The organism is Photorhabdus laumondii subsp. laumondii, assembly GCF_003343245.1.
Lineage (GTDB): Bacteria > Pseudomonadota > Gammaproteobacteria > Enterobacterales > Enterobacteriaceae > Photorhabdus > Photorhabdus laumondii.
This window is the reverse complement of sequence record NZ_CP024901.1, coordinates 1,074,549-1,091,522: the sequence shown is the minus strand read 5'-3', so window position 1 is coordinate 1,091,522 and position 16,974 is coordinate 1,074,549. Positions and strand designations below refer to the sequence as shown.

Below are 16,974 nucleotides of genomic sequence, written 5' to 3'. Positions count from 1 at the left end.
AAAGTGGAAACTGGTTGTCGTTTTTTGATGTACTTAAGGAAAAGGAAGTAAATCGTGTCAACCGAGAAAACTTCGGCGTTCGAGGTATTCACTGAGATCACATTGGCGGTATTTCGGCTCAACGCCCTACTGCTCTCTAAAGGGGATCAGCTCGTTGCCCCGTTGGGAATCACGAGTGCGAGATGGCAAGTACTTGGTGCGATTGCGCACGCACCACATCCACTTACCACGCCTCAGATTGCCGCCGCAATGGGTATCACACGCCAAGGAGTGCAAAAGCAATTGAATCTCGGGCTGAGCTCAGGGATGGTGAAAACCATCACGAACCCTCGGCATGAACGCTCACCACTCTATCAACTGACCGAGCTTGGTCGGCGTACTTTTGATGCGGCGATATCGCTGGAAGCTGAGTGGGTCGGATCACTGGTGCAATCCACGGATCCTAACGAGCTAAAAGTGACATTAAACACCTTGATAAGCCTGGAGACGAAGCTGGAAGAGTCACCAGTACCAAATAGCACTATATAAAAATAGCACTATAAAAATAGCACTACATAACATAGCGCTACATAACATAGTGCTACGGATTCGTTCGTTAATAACGACAAAGAGCTACCAAACAGTTAAACGAAATACAACGTGGAAACAGCATGAATTAGTGGAACACATTTGTCTCTACGTTGACACATTGTTGCCGTTAAAAGCCACGTAAATCACGCGACTCGCCTCGGCAGGATAGCAATACAAGCATATACCTTATAGATTTCAAGATGCATCGCGACGGCAAGGGAGTGAATCCCCGGGAGCATAGAGAACTATGTGACCAGGGTGAGCGAGCGCAGCCAACAAAGAGGCAACTTGAAAGATGACGGGTATAAATATAAACACATAATTTTCAGGAGATAGAAATGGTCAAGCTAGAAGAAATGGACACCCACGTAACCCTGCGGGAACAGTTATTTTCGAACACCGATGGCTCCATCGTGCTGGTGAACATATTCCATGTTGATCCCTCAATGGCTGACACCCTAATAGAAACCTGGAAGGAAGATGCAGAATATTTCCGGTCTAAGGTAGGACTGATTTCCGCACAATTACATCGCGGAATCGCTGGCAGCGGCACATTCATGAACTACGCCATTTGGGAGAGTCTGGAGCGTTTCCGCGCCGCGTTCACGGACCCTGAATTCAAGGAGAAACTCGCCAAGTATCCTGATGGGATTGTCGGTTCGCCTCACGTATTCCAAAAAGTAGCCGTCCCTGGAATTTGCGTGGCATAAGCCAAGGAAAATCGTCACAATCCATCGTCAATAACGATATCGTGCAGAAAAAGAGCGCACCCGCTCAATGTTTACCTCAGGTGCGCTCATTCATGAATTTACTGATTATTTCAGCAAAGCTTTAGCCTTAGCGACCACATTCTCTACAGTGAAACCAAACGTTTTAAACAACTGATCAGCAGGTGCTGACTCACCAAATGTATCCATACCAACGATAGCGCCATTCATACCGACATATTTAAACCAGTAATCGGCGATACCCGCTTCGACTGCAACACGTGCAGAAACCGCAGCAGGCAGAACCGCTTCTCGGTATGCAGCATCTTGCTTATCAAAAGCATCAGTAGACGGCATTGAGACTACGCGCACCTGACGACCTTCCTCAGTCAATTGGTGGTAAGCACTCACCGCCAATTCAATTTCTGAACCCGTTGCGATCAAAATCAGTTCTGGTTGCCCCTGACAATCTTTCAGGATGTAAGCCCCTTTCTCGATATTAGCCAACTGCTCAGCAGTACGTTCTTGCTGTGCCAGATTCTGACGAGAGAAAATAAGTGCTGATGGACCTGCTTTACGATCGATAGCGTATTTCCACGCCACCGCAGATTCAACCTGGTCACATGGACGCCATGTGCTCAAATTTGGCGTCACACGCAAACTGGCGAGCTGTTCTACTGGCTGGTGAGTCGGACCATCTTCACCCAAACCAATTGAGTCATGGGTATAAACAAAGATGCTGCGAATTTTCATCAATGCCGCCATACGCACGGCGTTACGGGCATATTCAACGAACATCAGGAAGGTTGCACCATAAGGCACAAAACCACCATGCAGAGCGATACCATTCATAATGGCTGACATGCCAAATTCACGAACACCATAATGGATATAATTACCTGCCTGATCTTCGTTCAACGGATTAGAACCTGACCACATCGTGAGGTTACTTGGTGCCAAATCAGCAGATCCCCCCATAAATTCAGGCAACACCTTACCAAAAGCTTCCAAGGCATTCTGAGATGCTTTACGACTGGCAATATTGGCTGGATTTTTTTGCAACTGTTCGATAAATGCTTTTGATTCAACTTCCCAGTTTGCCGGTAACTCACCACTGGTACGACGTTTAAATTCAGCCGCTAATTCAGGATACGCCTTTTCATAGGCAGCGAATTTTTCATTCCAAGCGGCTTGTTTCACATTGCCAGCTTCTTTGGCATCCCACTCAGAATAGATTTCCGCTGGAATTTCAAATGCCGGATAATTCCAACCGAGTGCTTCACGAGTCGCAGCAATTTCCGCATCACCCAATGGCGCGCCATGAGAATCATGGGTACCCGCTTTGGTTGGCGCACCAAAACCGATAATCGTTTTGCACATTAACAGAGAAGGTTTATCCGTCACTTTACGTGCTTCTTCGATAGCAGCTTTAACTGAATCTGCATTATGACCATCAACACCGCGAATCACATGCCAGCCATACGCCTCAAAACGGCTTGCCGTATCATCCGTAAACCAGCCTTCAACATGACCATCAATGGAAATGCCATTGTCATCATAGAAAGCAACCAACTTGCCTAACTTTAACGTTCCCGCCAGAGAGCAAACTTCATGAGAAATGCCCTCCATCATGCAGCCATCACCCATAAAGACATAAGTATTATGGTCAACGATCTCATGACCAGGACGGTTAAATTGCGCGGCCAGAGTGCGTTCAGCAATCGCAAAACCGACTGCGTTGGCAATCCCCTGCCCTAAAGGACCTGTCGTAGTTTCTACGCCTGGAGTATAGCCATACTCAGGATGGCCTGGGGTTTTAGAGTGTAACTGACGGAAATTTTTCAGATCATCGACTGAAACATCATAACCGGTGAGATGCAACAGACTATAAATCAGCATAGAACCATGACCGTTAGACAATACAAAACGATCACGATCGACCCAATGTGGATCAGTTGGGTTATGATTCAAATAATCACGCCATAAAACTTCAGCGATATCCGCCATTCCCATAGGTGCACCAGGGTGCCCTGATTTTGCTTTCTGCACAGCATCCATGCTCAGGAAGCGAATAGCATTAGCAAGGGTTTTACGAGTGGTCATTTTCTACTCCAAGTGGGATAAAAACGTTTAGGGGAATAATTTTCTCAGCACAGCGTGCAAACCGCAATCTTTAAAGCCAAATATCAGGAAACTATCTTAATTTCATCTGAACGGCAATTCTTTGATTTGCCTTACTGTTCTACAATGAATTTCAGCATCATCAACGTAATAAACAAACTCACTGTGCATACAAAGGGGGGAAATTAATTAAACACAGCTATTAGTTGCAAATCAAGAGATAAAATAACCAATTAAGAGGCAACACATTCTTAATTTATGGCAATTTTCAGCAACTAAATTGATTGTTTATATTGTTCCCAATCAATAGGACAATACTCTCTTAATATCAACAAACAAATAAACAATTTAAAATAAAATAATACTTATGGTTATATTTTATAATATGATGATATTTTTACCTAAAATAATAAGTAATTTAATTAACAGATATAGATAAAATAAAAAAATATTATTTTTTTGGCGAATTAATTATTGCAATCCATTATATAATCAGGTTATTTTAAATAGAACACATAAAATAGACATATACCCAATGGATTTCAAGATGCATCGCGGCGGCAAGGGAGCGAATCCCCGGGAGCATAGATAACGATGTGACCGGGGTGAGGGAGTGCAGCCAACAAAGAAGCAACTTGAAAGATGACGGGTATACAGACAATTACTTAATTAACAGTCAGGGTACTTTCATGTCAAACATCAGAAAAAGACCAAATAATATCACCCCGCAATTAATTTACATGTGGGAAAAAAGTAATGAGCCGTGGGGCGCTAAAGATCGCCAATCAAAATTTATATACGCAAATCCTGCTTTTTACCAACTGCTCAATTTGCCTGAAGATTTCGATATTTCAGGACTTTCAACGGACGAATTACCTTCACCTATTGCAGAATATACAGAAGAATATTGTCGTCAGGATCAAAAAGTGATGCAAACCATGAAAACAGTCACTTCACTTGAGACGCACCTTTTTGGAGGAAATAAAGTCAAGCAAACCTATCGCTGTAGTAAATACCCACTTTGCGATGAAAATGGGAACTGCATCGGTATCACGTTTCACATGTCCAAAGCGCAAAACTTTTCGACTGCTTACTATCATGAAAAATCACCTCCAGCGGCTTTGGAATTTACACCGCCTAACGACATACTCACCCAAACTGAATGGGAAGTTCTTTTTCTAGCCCTTCGCTCACCGGATGAAGAGAGTATCAGCAAAGAATTAATGATAAGCACAGAAGATGCCGTTAATCATATTCAGTCAATTTATCAAAAATTTAATCTACCACTGCATATAAAATTAAAAGATTTCTGCAAAGCAAATAAGTTTGATCTATATATTCCAGAAAGATTCGTCACTATTGGTAGCCAAGAGTTGTAAATTTCTATTAACTCAAATCTATAGGATATATACCCTATGGATTTCAAGATGCATCGCGACGGCAAGGGAGTGAATCCCCGGGAGCATAGATAACTATGTGACCGGGGTGAGCGAGTGCAGCCAACAAAGAGGCAACTTGAAAGATGACGGGTATATAAGGAACTTGATTCTACCACGACTCAACTCAATGATATATGGAATAGAATTTCTGGGTCGTGGTTTAAAAAAATAAGAAATTTCACTGCATTTATTATGTGAATATAAAACCGTTAATAAATTATATAAAAAACGGCGTAAAAGTATTCATGAGAAATTATTATTTATTTAAGTTATTAAATTAAAAATATTTTTCAAATAAAATAATAATACTCTTTACATTCAAAAAAAACACCTTCAATATATAGGTTATATTTTCCCATAAAACAATCGATGCCATTATTCAGTATTCTCTCCGATAGCCAATTCAATTAATATTCATTGATAATCTGCACCTAATCACTACCAAACAGCAAGACATTGATAATTTATCTATTATCAATGTTTTTCTCACAATTAAAATTTGGGGATTATTTATGGATATTCAAGACTGGCATCCGGCAGATATTATTGCAGCACTAAGAAAACAAGGAACAAATCTTTCAGCCGTTTCCCGCAAAGCCGGATTAGCATCCTCGACATTGAGTAATGCATTACATCGCCCGTGGCCAAAGGGAGAGGCATTAATCGCTACTGAATTGGGTTTACATCCATCGGATATTTGGCCATCACGCTATAAGCCTGGCAAAGAAAATAAATTCCTAATAAGAATTGCAGAAACAAGCACTATAGAAAGCTGGTAGCGTCTCTATGCCTTACTTCAATGCAATTTCACCATTGTCTATTATCGAGAGATTATTGAATGATATATACCCTATGGATTTCAAGATGCATCGCGACGGCAAGGGAGCGAATCCCCGGGAGCATAGATAACGATGTGACCGGGGTGAGTGAGTGCAGCCAACAAAGAGACAACTTGAAAGATGACGGGTATAAGTACAAATGAAAAAGCCCCGGGCAACTACCCAGGGCTTCGGAATCTTTGGCGGTGCGGACGGGACTCGAACCCGCGACCCCCGGCGTGACAGGCCGGTATTCTAACCGACTGAACTACCGCACCGCGCAGCGTTCTGGTTGAGAACGAGGTGAATATTACGAATCCAAGATCACTCCGTCAATATTTTTTATAACAAAGTGGCGCACCTGATCAACTTTTCACCCAAAAAGGTGATTTATCGGCAATTTTATATTAGCTTTGTCCAAGATTCATACGCCATAAACAGCTCCCGCCTTTCTTCTCCACTAAATCCAACCTGGATTCATGTGCAGCGAGCTCTTCATCCGTTGCATAAATAACTTTTAATGCCATTTGAGGCCGGGTAATACGCTGTATTTCAGAAACATTCGCACCGCTAGCAATCTCTCCTTCCATTGAAAAGGCAAGAGAAGTCTGCCCGCCGGTCATTATCAAATAGACATCAGACAATATCTCAGCATCGAGTAACGCCCCATGTAAGGTTCGTTTAGAATTGTCTATATCATAACGATCACATAACGCATCAAGGTTATTCCTTTTCCCCGGAAATAGCCCTCTTGCAAGTTGTAAGCTATCAGTAATCTTGCAGAAATCCGCAGTTGGCGGAATATCACGATTCAGTTTGCCAAACTCATAATCGATAAAGCCGATATCGAAGGGAGCGTTATGGATAATCAATTCAGCGCCGCGAATAAATTCAATAAACTCATCTGCAATGTCAGCAAACAGCGGCTTATCTTGCAAAAATTCATCGCTGATCCCATGCACTTCAAATGCTTCAGGGTCGACCAATCTATCCGGCTGAATATAGACATGAAAATGGCGACCGGTTAAACGACGGTTAATAACCTCCACGGCCCCAATTTCAATAATTTTGTGCCCTTCATAGTGAACACCTAATTTATTCATACCGGTAGTTTCGGTATCAAGAACAACTTGTCGTGTAATTGCCGTGCTCATAATATCTTTTTATGTCAAACTTAGGGTTTTGAATTGAATAAGAAGAGTCTACCAGATATGGGCAAGCAGGTAGAAATTTTCACCGACGGATCTTGTCTCGGCAATCCGGGGCCTGGGGGCTACGGTGTGTTATTACGTTATCAACAACACGAAAAAACCCTTAGCGAAGGTTTTTATCATACAACCAACAACAGAATGGAGCTGATGGCAGCAATTATTGGTCTGGAAACACTGACTCGCCCTTGCAAAATTGTCTTAACCACCGACAGCCAGTATGTGCGTCAAGGCATTACACAATGGATCCATAACTGGAAAAAACGTGGCTGGCGTAAAGCAGATAAATCTCCTGTCAGCAATGTCGATTTATGGCAGCGTCTTGATCAAGCCATTAGCCGCCATAACATTGATTGGCAATGGGTCAAAGGCCACGCCGGACATGATGAAAATGAGCGTTGTGATGAACTGGCCCGCGCCGCAGCAAACTCACCAACAGAAACCGACACGGGATATCTCGAAAATAGAGATTAATTACCGCTTCCGGTAACATTTTGTTACGCCAACGGCATTGCCCAATTTAGGTTTTAATCGCGTCACTTTTCTCTGGTTTAGTGTTAATGGCAGTGTGCGCTTGCGAGCAATAATCAGACTGACACAGCCTAATACAGACAAGTGCCGATTAGAAAAACCTGTTTCATTTCGCCAGGGCAATACTTGAAAGCTGTCACGATACACCACTTCATAATTAAGCAAGCTCAACCAATCAAGTTGGCGCATCATGGAAAACATCCGGCTGCAATAGGGTTGATGACGCCATAATCCCGGTACTAATTTCCCCAAACCAAGCAGACTCAATGAATTAAAACCACTGATAATGAGCCAGCCATCATCAATCATCACCCGGTCAACTTCCCGTAAAAGACGATGGGGATCAGCGCTGTAAGCCAACATATGACTCAGTAAGCAAGCATCAACGGACTTTTCTTCAAACGGCAGATGGTAAGGATCGCTAATCACCTGCATATTCTTGCCTTCCCTACCGACATTAATCTGATTAAAAATCGGACAGCCATTACTGTCAATTTCAGCACTCAAATTACCGACTTTCAGCAGATGGAAACCAAATATTTTTGGCCACCAGGGTTGTAATTGGCGCTCCAAAGCGGCACGGTAATACTCCCCCCAAGGTAAATCAGCCCAAGAAGCCGGGGGATTTATATTCTGTATTGTATGTGCAGATTTCATGGCTTCTTTTCCTTATAACCCGCTATTAAAATAAGAGGTATACAATGGAGCTTATCAGCATTCCTGCCCTTTCGGATAATTACATTTGGTTACTTTGTGACGAAAATAGACATGTTGTCATCGTTGATCCGGCAGAATCACAACCTGTTCTTGATACCTTGGAATCTCGTGGCTGGATACCCGATGCAATTTTACTTACCCATCATCATCACGATCATGTTGGTGGCGTCCCTGGAATTATTGATCGATTCCCTGAGCTACTAGTATACGGCCCAGCAGAAACCCAGAGCAAAGGTGCCACCATCATAGTATGTGGCGGTGATAGCATCAATTTTGGTCATTTTTCTTTCCAGATCATCGATGTTCCAGGCCACACTCTAGGGCACATTGCTTTTTATCAAGCGCCTTATCTCTTTTGTGGGGATACCTTGTTCTCTGGTGGCTGTGGACGTCTCTTTGAAGGCACCGCTGAGCAAATGTATACATCTATCGGAAAAATAGCTGAGCTGCCTGATGACACACTCATCTGTTGTGCCCATGAATATACTATTTCTAATATGAAGTTTGCTCATGCTGTTTTACCTAATCAGACTATCAGCGAATACCAGCAAAAAGTAATCAGAATGAGGGAAAATAATCAACCAACAATACCAACCACATTACAAACTGAGAAAAAAATCAATATTTTCTTAAAATGTGATGATATTGATTTACAAAGAAATATTGGCATTACACCCAACTCTCAACCGCTTTCCGCCGTTTTCCACCAACTAAGAAGACAAAAAGATCAATTTTGATTGAGAGAGTTGCTATATCAAACCAAGATAAGTATTATTGGTCGTCTTTTAAGCAACCATAAAAATTAATTATGAAGACAAAAGCGATTCTGTTCGCATCTGTCTTGCTGGTTGGCTGTCAATCAGGGCCTGATTGGTCGACGACAGCCGGACAACGGGCACAGAATTCGTCTTCAACGAGTCTAAAGACCGGCAAGATAGCAACTGATAATACCAATCAGCTTGCTGCTTACTGGGGAGAGGGTGATTCTGGCGCTCAGCATGAGCTGTGGGGATATATCCGTGATGAGTTGAAGATGAAAATCCCTGATAACTACAGGGTACGTGAACAACGAAATTATTACCTGAAAAACAAGAGCTATCTCCACGATGTAACTTTACGGGCTGAACCGTATATGTACTGGATAGTCAGGCAGATAAAGCAACGCGATATGCCGATGGAACTGGTACTGGTACCCATAGTGGAGAGTGCTTTTAACCCGCATGCTACCTCACATGCTAAGGCCGCTGGTCTGTGGCAGATTATCCCGGATACGGGTCGCAATTACGGTCTTACTCAAGATAAATGGTACGACGCACGTCGGGATGTTGCCGCATCAACCACTGCCGCCCTGAATCTGTTACAACGCCTGAATAAAATGTTCAATGGTGACTGGTTATTGGCTATTGCTGCTTATAACAGCGGCGAAGGCCGTGTTATGCGCGCAATAAAAGAAAACCAGATAAAAGGTAAGCCAACGGATTTCTGGTCATTATCACTACCACGGGAGACTGCGCTCTATGTGCCTAAAGTTCTGGCGCTCAGTGATGTCATCCGTAATAGCGATAAATATGGCATTACGCTGCCAAAATCCAATAACCAGCGGGCACTTGCTCAAATTGATGTTGGTCAACAAATCACGCTGTCTCAAGCCGCAGAACTGGCTGGCATGTCCCTGACATCGATTAAAGCCTACAACCCTGGGTATAAGCGAGGAGTGACATCACCTAACGGCCCGCATTACATCATGCTGCCAAAGGCAAAAGTTAATCAGTTTAAAAACTCGCTGGCAAATAAAACAGTTTTGAGCAATATTCGCCAAGAAGTTGCTAAAAACAACCACCGACTGAGTAAACAAAGCCAATATAAAGTTCGTTCAGGTGATACATTATCCGCTATTGCCAAGCGGTTTAATATTTCCACCCGTGAATTACAGCGCTTGAATAATCTGAAAACCGCCAGATTGTTAAAAATCGGACAATTATTAAGGGTAAATAATGACAATGCTATTATTTACCGTGTACGCCAAGGTGATTCAATTGCCAGTATAGCTAAACGTCATGGCATCAATATTAAGGATTTAATGAACTGGAACGATGGTATAAAAACAACAGATATCAAGCCAGGAATTGAACTAACGCTTTATATCAATGAATATTATGATGAAGCATAAAACTTTTCCTGCAACTATTTGTTGTTAAATAAATATAATAAATGGCCCTCTCTTAGGGCCATTTCCCCTATTAACTGCCTATCTCAATAGGGCTATTTTATTTGCCATTTTGAACCTGGGCAGTGCTCAAAATCCTCACGTACTACGTGTACGCTCCGGTTTTTCCGCGCTGTCCGTGTTCAAACTGCCTGCAACAATTACGCCTATTGAGATAGGCTCTTAATGAGAGTTATAAAAATATCATTGGTAAACTATCACATTTAATAACAAATAATAAAAGCAATAAAACATCATCAAGTAATTTATAAAACTTTCATATTAACAATCGATTAAAAAAAATGACTCTATTATCGCTATTTATATTTTCATTATTTTTCATATATAAGCCATCAAATTCTTGTAATATTCAAAAAGTCAGCTAGGATAGTTAGTGACCAATATTAATTACTTTGCCGAATAGTTACTTAGGATTTTAATCAATAAACTTGTTGATATAATTATCCAAATTCTAATAAAACGAAAAAAAAGATTAATACACTATAAGAAAACAATATAAGAATAAGCACCACATGTAATATCGGCAATATACATTTCAAAGATACAAAAAAATAAACAAAAGTTCTGTTACCACAACTAAGGACTATCATTATGACAACATCATCAACAATGCGAACGCCAATCAAGCTACCACCAATGCCATCAGAAAGCGAAGCCTCAAAAACATATAAATCAGCAGACATGGCACGCTCCTATCTAGAGGGAGATGATCTTATTTTTACTGACAAAGACGGCTTTAACCGAGCCCTCCGGGATGGTTTTTTCCTCCTGAAAGCACCATCATATATGGATTTTGAACACGGCGATCGATTTGCATACCACTTCTTTGAACCCGCCACAGAAGGTGACCTTCGCCCCTATACGGGATTCAAATCATATACTTTTTCCAATAGTTACGAAGGTTATTTCGACAGAGAACATGATCAATGGGAACATTTCCGCCTCGAACGGGAAAATTGGCACCTCATGCCATCAGAGGTCGCAACACTAGGTCACCATATGGCACACATCGGTATATGTGTACTACGCTCTGTGCTAACTTATGTTGGTATTCCTCGTCGTGATTGGGAACTCATTACTAATGGTATTTCAGAAGGGCTAAGAAACCAGATGTTATCGTTTAACCACTTCCGATCAGAGAAAGCCATCCGAGGCTCTAAATTTCATCGGGATTCAGGATGGGTGACCGTCCTAAGATCAACTGAACGTGGCCTTCTTGCCTATATAAATGATGAGCTTTTAGCTATTGAGCCTGTTCCAGGATACCTAATAATTAACTTTGGTAGTTCGATCGAAGTGCTGACAGAAAATTTAACCCCGAATGTTCGAGCCAATATACATGGCGTTGCTCGCACAGAAAGAAATAGGCAACGCGATAGAATGTCATATGTCATGTTTTTAGTTAGCGATCTGGCTGGCAATGTCTACAAATATGGTCCCAACGGCCCCATCAACGTTCAATCTGTTAAAGAGTTTGTTATCCAAGAAGCGAGTCGAACATACGATGATGATAATGACGCTTTGTAGATATTTTCTGCACGATAAATTGGTGTAATAACGAAGATTTGAGCTGACAGATACCTTTATATCGGTGTCTGTCATATCGATTCAAAACTAATTCGGATAAAATTTTTTGAAAGAATTTAATAATAATTGCTATTGCTGGAATTAAACTTTCTAAAATTGTGTTTTTTGTTCACTGGGTTCCCACAATAGTAAAAGGGTAAAACGGTATCATGACGTGAATTTACGATTTATTAAAATAACCCCAATTATAGTTAAAAAAATACCTATAAATGTTGTAAAAAAAACGATGCTTATGGAAAAAAGATAAGATATTGTGGAACCTATCAAAGGGCCAATAAACATAGAAAAACCAACAGAAATTGACGTTAAGCCAAATATTTTAGCCGAGTTATCATTAGTTGCGAATTTCTGCATATAAATGGTAATAATAATATTATTCATGGACGATCCCATTCCTATTATTGCCATTGCTAAAAATATAAAAAATAAATTGATTTTATCAGGAAATAAGTCGTTAAATTGATTTGCTATTCCTATTAGAAGATACCCCGTTCCCCACAAAAAGAATGAAGATAACATAGTATTTAAAGATATGTTAATCTTATACTTTCCAAATACTAAACCAATTAAAACACCTGAAATACCTGAAAGACACATGGCAAAACTATAATGGCTGCCATTCAATCCCTGCGCCATAAAGCTAAGAGCTATTAAGCTATCTGATAGATAGCCAAAACAAGTTAAAGTGGAAATAACAATAAATGAAAACAATATTTTATTATCTTTCATTATATTAAAGTAATTAATTAGTGATATCTTGTTTTTTTTGCGATTAACATTGATCAACGGTTCTGAAACAAAAATATATAAGACTGCTGAAATAAAATAAAGCATTGATATTAAAATAAGAATCTGTTTTGTTGAGTAATAGATAAGAATAAAACCTAAAAATAACGGGGCTAACATTTTGTATATTTGAAATAAAACCTGCCAATAACTAAAGTTTTTTTCAAATTGATTGGTTGATATGTTTTTTAATATTTTAAAATTAGAAGGCCCTAAAAATAAACGCAGGATGTTTTTAATAAAAGAATAAAGAATATATATATTCATGTCATCAATATTGTATTGAAAAATGGTAATAACACCGCAAAGTAACGAAATGATAATAATGTACTTTTTGGGTTTTATATTTTCATCTACAAATGACGAAACATAGGGCGTTAGAAATAGTAACGATGCAGCATATGAAATTGTATATAACGATGAGTATATTGCTCCACCGTTCCAGTGATATGTAATTAACGTAAATGATATTATCATCTCCAAATACAAGGTGAAAGAATTCCCTGAAGAGGCTAATATTAATTTGCGAAATTCTTTATCCATTATTTTCCTCCAACTAAAATAGCCTCAGTAAATATAGCGGTTGCAATAATTACCTTCTTTTTAGTATTTCCAATTGAATAACATCTACTATTGATTTAATTACTGCATCTTTAGTTAATGTGTCAGCATCAATAATTTTCCAAGTGTCATCATAAAACGTCTGGTATTGATTAAGAACGTGTTTTTGGTATTCTATGAAATCATATTTTTCATTTATCTCTAATTTTCCAGATTCACTAGGTTTTAATATTTCTTTCCTTTTTTCAGCAATACTTGGAGGAACATCAAGATATATCACCATGTCTGGTTTTGTGTTTATAGATAGAGCCGATTTGCTTAATTTTGCTAATTCCGTGGATTTAAGTAAGAATCTTGCTAAATATTTATAATACCAACTATCACATATAATAATTTTACCTTGTAATAAACACGGTTGAATAATTAAACTATCTAAAACAGCAAACCATGATGCTATCAATAGAATCCAATGCCGGTCACCAAGTTCACCCAATGGAGCTGAAATGTCATAATCCCAAAGGAGATCTCGTATTTTTCCCATGTGATACATACTATACCCAGATGGCAGTAAAGGATAATTCTTATCTAAAAAAACAATATTATTATAATCTAGAGATAAGATATCATAAACTTCTCGTGAAATTGTTGATTTACCGGCACCATCATTTCCTTCAAAAGCTATAAATAAACCGCGTTTAATCATTTCTTTTTTCCCCGTAGTACGCTTCAGTATCAAGTGAATTTCTACCACTACCGATAATAAATGGTTTGAATCCATATTTTTGATATAATTTATGCATCTCAACATATGTTTTATAAATATCTTCAAAAATAGGTCTAGGGTGATTTTGATATTCAGAACCATGATCAGGATGAAAGACTGCTACTGCTGGAACTATGCCATTTTTTGAAAAAAATTCCATTCCTTTTACTAAATCATTTAAAGGTTCTAATCCCGCTACAAACCCAACATAAACATTGCCTTCACCTAACTCTGAAACAGCAGCCAGGTATGCTTCTAATAGATTATTTCTCCCATAGTCCTGAGATTTACCAGGACATATCTGATCAAATAATTTAGGGTTAAATATTTCTAAACTAATAGCCCAGCTATCAACAAACTCAGAAATCCCCTTTATTTTATTTAAGTCTCTAGGGGGCATTGATATTAGATGGCTGTTAAGATTATTTTTTTTACAAAAAGGTTTTAAAGAAACTAATAATTGTTTGTGCATTTCAAAACCAATATCATAATTACGAGTTGTACCACCATTGATGAGTATTCTTTTATATCTACTAATGTTATTAGCTTCTATTACATTCATAACTTCAATGACTTTTGACGGTCTAATAGACTTTTTATGATCTGATAAACTATTTCTAGCTTCACCTAATGAACAAAATTTACACTGACGGCCATCATTAAAATAATAACAATGCCCTGGAGAGAAAAAACCCAAAGTTGTATCACCGTACACCGTGACGTATTCTTCTACTCTACTGCCATCTAAAAGTTCCATACCATATATATCAGGTTTAATAGGAAATATAACTTTAAACAAAATGTTACCGGATTTTATATAAAAATCTCCATTTTTATATATTAAATCATAATCAGAGCTTTCATTATAATTACACGCAATAATTGTACCATCTTCTAAAATAACTTCTTGAGGTACAGAATGTGTTGTTTCTAATTTAGAACTATCACTTGTTCCATACGCCCTTCTTTTAGGAATGAAATTTCGTTTACTGTATTCATATATCACATTTTTATCATACTTTAATCCAGAACATAATACTCTAATTTTTAATTCTATAGTGTTCATTTTTATACCCTCATTAATTCTAATATTGTATCCCCTGCACTTTTAGAAGAAACAGCTATGATTGCTTTTTTCTCAAAAAATAAAGAATCTGTAGGTGATAGGATATTATAACTATTTCCATCACGAGTCATTATGTATCCCCCTGACTCCTCAAGGATTAGTTTAGCTGCTGCTATATCTACACAACGTTCGTGACCCATAAGTGATAAATCTAAGAATGCATGTAGAACGCCACTAGCGATCAGGCATATATCTAAACTTGAACAAGATGAGATTCTTACTTTATTTGCTTCATTAATAATTTTATTCTGAACCTCTGTATACTGATTATTTCTCGCCCTATGAAATGATACTCTCAAATCGTTTAGTTGAAATGAGGGGCTTGTATATATTCGCTTACTGGTATATATGCTTTGTATATAAGAACCTTCTCCCAATGATGCTTTATATATAATATCTCTTGGAATATCATATACCCAGCCCATAATATATCTATTATTCTTGTAAACAGCTATTGATGTAGTATAGGCAGGATAACCCATAAGCAAGTTATGAGTACCATCAATAGGATCAATTAGTAAGGAAACCTTATCTTTAATATTGACAGATTGTGATTCAGAATCGTCTTCTGAAATAATAGTGACCTTGAGTTCTGATTTATCTAAGTGCTCGTAAATTATATTATTTAAAATGATATCTATTTCTACTGTTTCGCCATGATATTTGTTATCATATCCGATATGAATAGTGGAAAGCTTAGCAAGCCATATTCTACGAATCTCTTCTCTGAGTTTGTGAAGGTGTATTTCTAAATAATTGCTAACTTCATTACTGAATACATACCTCATGTGACATTATCTCCCAAATAGATGAGTTTTTTATGCCAATCCTCGGCTGTTAAATATGCTATTGTCTTTTTTACATCAAATAATCTGCCTGCATAAATTGCATAATCTGACGATGAAAATGCTCCTAACGTTTTTGGGGAAAATGATACTTTATATATTTGCGATTTGTACCCAACTAAATTTACAAGCATCTTGTAAGCTAACTGAATACTGCCTCCTGTATAGGATTTATCAATTATCAGCCAACTTTCGTTTTCTTTTCCTTTAAATTTTGGGTATATTTCATTAAATAATTTTCTTTTATGCAGTAAACCACTATCATTTTCACGATGTATTTCGCAAAAGTATATATTCTTGTCCAGTGTTTTTGCATGATAAGATAACGCAAGAGGGATTCCCCCCGAAATAATAAATAGTTTGTTTTTAGCTATCGTAAAAATCTTATCCCACAGGTAATGATCTTGGTAAATGTTTTCTATGTTTAATGTGGGGCAAGTTTCCAATGAAAATAAATTAATACTTTTACTGTATTCGTAACGAAACTCATCATATAAATCAATTGTTTTTTGTGGAGCATCCTTTAATTTCACTGACTTATCAAGCCCTCTTGAATATATTAATTCTAATTTATTTGTTATTCCTTTGTTTATTATTTCGGATAGGATTTTTTCTCTATTTATTTTTAACTCGCATAGCTCAGTACCATATAAGGCTAATTCTGGATCTAAGCCATATCCATTTACTAAGTTACCCATATCAGAGGTAAGTTTATTTATATTTAAATAATCAACTAGTTCATCCCAAATGTGTATTATTTCAGTGCTTGATAATCTTGACATAGGTGATGACAAATTACTTAAGTCCATTAACATTTCTTCTGCATCGCGTAGATGAAATATTGTTTCTTGTAATTGGCATCCATTATTTATTTGGTTTAAATATTCTTGAAAATTATTGGTTTTAGTTCCCTTTAATGTTCTCCAGCAGTGGTGCCTACTTATAATCTTTATTCTTTCCATTGCATT

At 38.4% G+C, this 16,974-nt stretch carries 16 protein-coding genes and 1 tRNA gene; 8 read left to right on the top strand and 9 right to left on the bottom strand.

Going from position 1 to position 16,974, the window contains the following annotated elements; all coding sequences use genetic code 11:
- Window positions 1–54: 54 nt before the first annotated feature.
- Both PluTT01m_RS04895 and PluTT01m_RS04890 read left to right on the top strand, forming a co-directional pair.
- Window positions 55–528, top strand: coding sequence for a MarR family winged helix-turn-helix transcriptional regulator (locus tag PluTT01m_RS04895; RefSeq protein WP_011145313.1), 474 nt, complete (start codon window positions 55–57; stop codon window positions 526–528).
- A gap of 380 nt (window positions 529–908) precedes the next feature.
- Window positions 909–1,280, top strand: a complete 372-nt coding sequence (locus PluTT01m_RS04890) for an antibiotic biosynthesis monooxygenase family protein (RefSeq protein ID WP_011145312.1) — start codon at window positions 909–911, stop codon at window positions 1,278–1,280.
- Between the two features lie 105 nt (window positions 1,281–1,385).
- Here PluTT01m_RS04890 and tkt read toward each other — a convergent pair whose 3' ends face one another.
- Window positions 1,386–3,380: a transketolase gene (gene tkt / locus PluTT01m_RS04885; RefSeq protein ID WP_011145311.1), complete on the bottom strand. Its 1,995-nt coding sequence runs from the start codon at window positions 3,378–3,380 to the stop codon at window positions 1,386–1,388.
- Window positions 3,381–4,087: 707 nt separating this feature from the next.
- Between tkt and PluTT01m_RS04880 the strand changes: the two genes are divergently transcribed.
- Entirely contained in the window at window positions 4,088–4,777 is a 690-nt protein-coding gene (locus PluTT01m_RS04880) for a PAS domain-containing protein (RefSeq protein WP_011145310.1), read from the top strand.
- A 572-nt stretch (window positions 4,778–5,349) separates the two neighbouring features.
- Window positions 5,350–5,616 carry a helix-turn-helix domain-containing protein gene (locus PluTT01m_RS04870; RefSeq protein WP_011145309.1) on the top strand — a complete coding sequence of 89 codons (267 nt, stop codon included), beginning with the start codon at window positions 5,350–5,352 and terminating at the stop codon, window positions 5,614–5,616.
- Window positions 5,617–5,856: 240 nt separating this feature from the next.
- Here the strand turns inward: PluTT01m_RS04870 and PluTT01m_RS04865 are convergent.
- Together PluTT01m_RS04865 and dnaQ are read right to left on the bottom strand one after the other, a co-directional pair.
- Window positions 5,857–5,933 (bottom strand) — tRNA-Asp (locus PluTT01m_RS04865).
- 129 nt (window positions 5,934–6,062) lie between these two features.
- Window positions 6,063–6,809 carry a DNA polymerase III subunit epsilon gene (gene dnaQ / locus PluTT01m_RS04860; RefSeq protein WP_011145308.1) on the bottom strand — a complete coding sequence of 249 codons (747 nt, stop codon included), beginning with the start codon at window positions 6,807–6,809 and terminating at the stop codon, window positions 6,063–6,065.
- A 57-nt stretch (window positions 6,810–6,866) separates the two neighbouring features.
- Between dnaQ and rnhA the strand changes: the two genes are divergently transcribed.
- The gene (gene rnhA / locus PluTT01m_RS04855) at window positions 6,867–7,337 is read left to right on the top strand and encodes a ribonuclease HI (RefSeq protein ID WP_011145307.1); all 471 of its coding nucleotides are present in this window, start codon (window positions 6,867–6,869) and stop codon (window positions 7,335–7,337) included.
- Here the strand turns inward: rnhA and PluTT01m_RS04850 are convergent, their stop codons facing one another.
- Window positions 7,338–8,051 carry a class I SAM-dependent methyltransferase gene (locus PluTT01m_RS04850; protein ID WP_011145306.1) on the bottom strand — a complete coding sequence of 238 codons (714 nt, stop codon included), beginning with the start codon at window positions 8,049–8,051 and terminating at the stop codon, window positions 7,338–7,340. It abuts the gene before it with no gap.
- Between the two features lie 44 nt (window positions 8,052–8,095).
- On the opposite strand from PluTT01m_RS04850, the gene gloB reads away from it, so the two are divergent.
- The 3 genes from gloB (at window position 8,096) to PluTT01m_RS04835 (ending at window position 11,865) form a co-directional block, all read left to right on the top strand.
- The gene (gene gloB, locus PluTT01m_RS04845) at window positions 8,096–8,848 is read left to right on the top strand and encodes a hydroxyacylglutathione hydrolase (RefSeq protein WP_011145305.1); all 753 of its coding nucleotides are present in this window, start codon (window positions 8,096–8,098) and stop codon (window positions 8,846–8,848) included.
- A gap of 71 nt (window positions 8,849–8,919) precedes the next feature.
- Entirely contained in the window at window positions 8,920–10,281 is a 1,362-nt protein-coding gene (gene mltD, locus PluTT01m_RS04840) for a murein transglycosylase D (RefSeq protein ID WP_011145304.1), read from the top strand.
- A gap of 648 nt (window positions 10,282–10,929) precedes the next feature.
- Window positions 10,930–11,865 carry a 2OG-Fe(II) oxygenase family protein gene (locus PluTT01m_RS04835; RefSeq protein WP_011145303.1) on the top strand — a complete coding sequence of 312 codons (936 nt, stop codon included), beginning with the start codon at window positions 10,930–10,932 and terminating at the stop codon, window positions 11,863–11,865.
- A 207-nt stretch (window positions 11,866–12,072) separates the two neighbouring features.
- On the opposite strand, the gene PluTT01m_RS04830 is transcribed toward PluTT01m_RS04835, so the two are convergent.
- Genes PluTT01m_RS04830 through PluTT01m_RS04810 form a run of 5 tightly spaced genes read right to left on the bottom strand, consistent with a single transcriptional unit; the run spans window position 12,073 to window position 16,968 of the window.
- The gene (locus PluTT01m_RS04830; protein WP_011145302.1) at window positions 12,073–13,254 is read right to left on the bottom strand and encodes an MFS transporter; all 1,182 of its coding nucleotides are present in this window, start codon (window positions 13,252–13,254) and stop codon (window positions 12,073–12,075) included.
- Window positions 13,255–13,303: 49 nt separating this feature from the next.
- Window positions 13,304–13,975: a dTMP kinase gene (locus PluTT01m_RS04825; protein WP_041379942.1), complete on the bottom strand. Its 672-nt coding sequence runs from the start codon at window positions 13,973–13,975 to the stop codon at window positions 13,304–13,306.
- The gene (locus tag PluTT01m_RS04820) at window positions 13,968–15,101 is read right to left on the bottom strand and encodes a radical SAM protein (protein WP_011145300.1); all 1,134 of its coding nucleotides are present in this window, start codon (window positions 15,099–15,101) and stop codon (window positions 13,968–13,970) included. The genes PluTT01m_RS04825 and PluTT01m_RS04820 overlap by 8 nt, the downstream gene beginning before the upstream one ends.
- 2 nt (window positions 15,102–15,103) lie before the next feature.
- The gene (locus PluTT01m_RS04815; protein WP_011145299.1) at window positions 15,104–15,949 is read right to left on the bottom strand and encodes an inositol monophosphatase family protein; all 846 of its coding nucleotides are present in this window, start codon (window positions 15,947–15,949) and stop codon (window positions 15,104–15,106) included.
- A complete protein-coding gene (locus tag PluTT01m_RS04810; protein ID WP_049789740.1) occupies window positions 15,946–16,968 on the bottom strand; it encodes a hypothetical protein in 1,023 nt (340 codons plus the stop codon). The genes PluTT01m_RS04815 and PluTT01m_RS04810 overlap by 4 nt, the downstream gene beginning before the upstream one ends.
- Between the last annotated feature and the right edge of the window lie 6 nt (window positions 16,969–16,974).

Bases quoted from the DNA above. Each gene is read 5' to 3' on its own strand.
- PluTT01m_RS04890 (WP_011145312.1), top strand. From the start codon at position 909: ATGGTCAAGCTAGAAGAAATGGACACCCACGTAACCCTGCGGGAACAG.
- tkt (WP_011145311.1), bottom strand. From the start codon at position 3,380: ATGACCACTCGTAAAACCCTTGCTAATGCTATTCGCTTCCTGAGCATG.
- PluTT01m_RS04880 (WP_011145310.1), top strand. From the start codon at position 4,088: ATGTCAAACATCAGAAAAAGACCAAATAATATCACCCCGCAATTAATT.
- PluTT01m_RS04870 (WP_011145309.1), top strand. From the start codon at position 5,350: ATGGATATTCAAGACTGGCATCCGGCAGATATTATTGCAGCACTAAGA.
- dnaQ (WP_011145308.1), bottom strand. From the start codon at position 6,809: ATGAGCACGGCAATTACACGACAAGTTGTTCTTGATACCGAAACTACC.
- rnhA (WP_011145307.1), top strand. From the start codon at position 6,867: ATGGGCAAGCAGGTAGAAATTTTCACCGACGGATCTTGTCTCGGCAAT.
- PluTT01m_RS04850 (WP_011145306.1), bottom strand. From the start codon at position 8,051: ATGAAATCTGCACATACAATACAGAATATAAATCCCCCGGCTTCTTGG.
- gloB (WP_011145305.1), top strand. From the start codon at position 8,096: ATGGAGCTTATCAGCATTCCTGCCCTTTCGGATAATTACATTTGGTTA.
- mltD (WP_011145304.1), top strand. From the start codon at position 8,920: ATGAAGACAAAAGCGATTCTGTTCGCATCTGTCTTGCTGGTTGGCTGT.
- PluTT01m_RS04835 (WP_011145303.1), top strand. From the start codon at position 10,930: ATGACAACATCATCAACAATGCGAACGCCAATCAAGCTACCACCAATG.
- PluTT01m_RS04830 (WP_011145302.1), bottom strand. From the start codon at position 13,254: ATGGATAAAGAATTTCGCAAATTAATATTAGCCTCTTCAGGGAATTCT.
- PluTT01m_RS04825 (WP_041379942.1), bottom strand. From the start codon at position 13,975: ATGATTAAACGCGGTTTATTTATAGCTTTTGAAGGAAATGATGGTGCC.
- PluTT01m_RS04820 (WP_011145300.1), bottom strand. From the start codon at position 15,101: ATGAACACTATAGAATTAAAAATTAGAGTATTATGTTCTGGATTAAAG.
- PluTT01m_RS04815 (WP_011145299.1), bottom strand. From the start codon at position 15,949: ATGAGGTATGTATTCAGTAATGAAGTTAGCAATTATTTAGAAATACAC.
- PluTT01m_RS04810 (WP_049789740.1), bottom strand. From the start codon at position 16,968: ATGGAAAGAATAAAGATTATAAGTAGGCACCACTGCTGGAGAACATTA.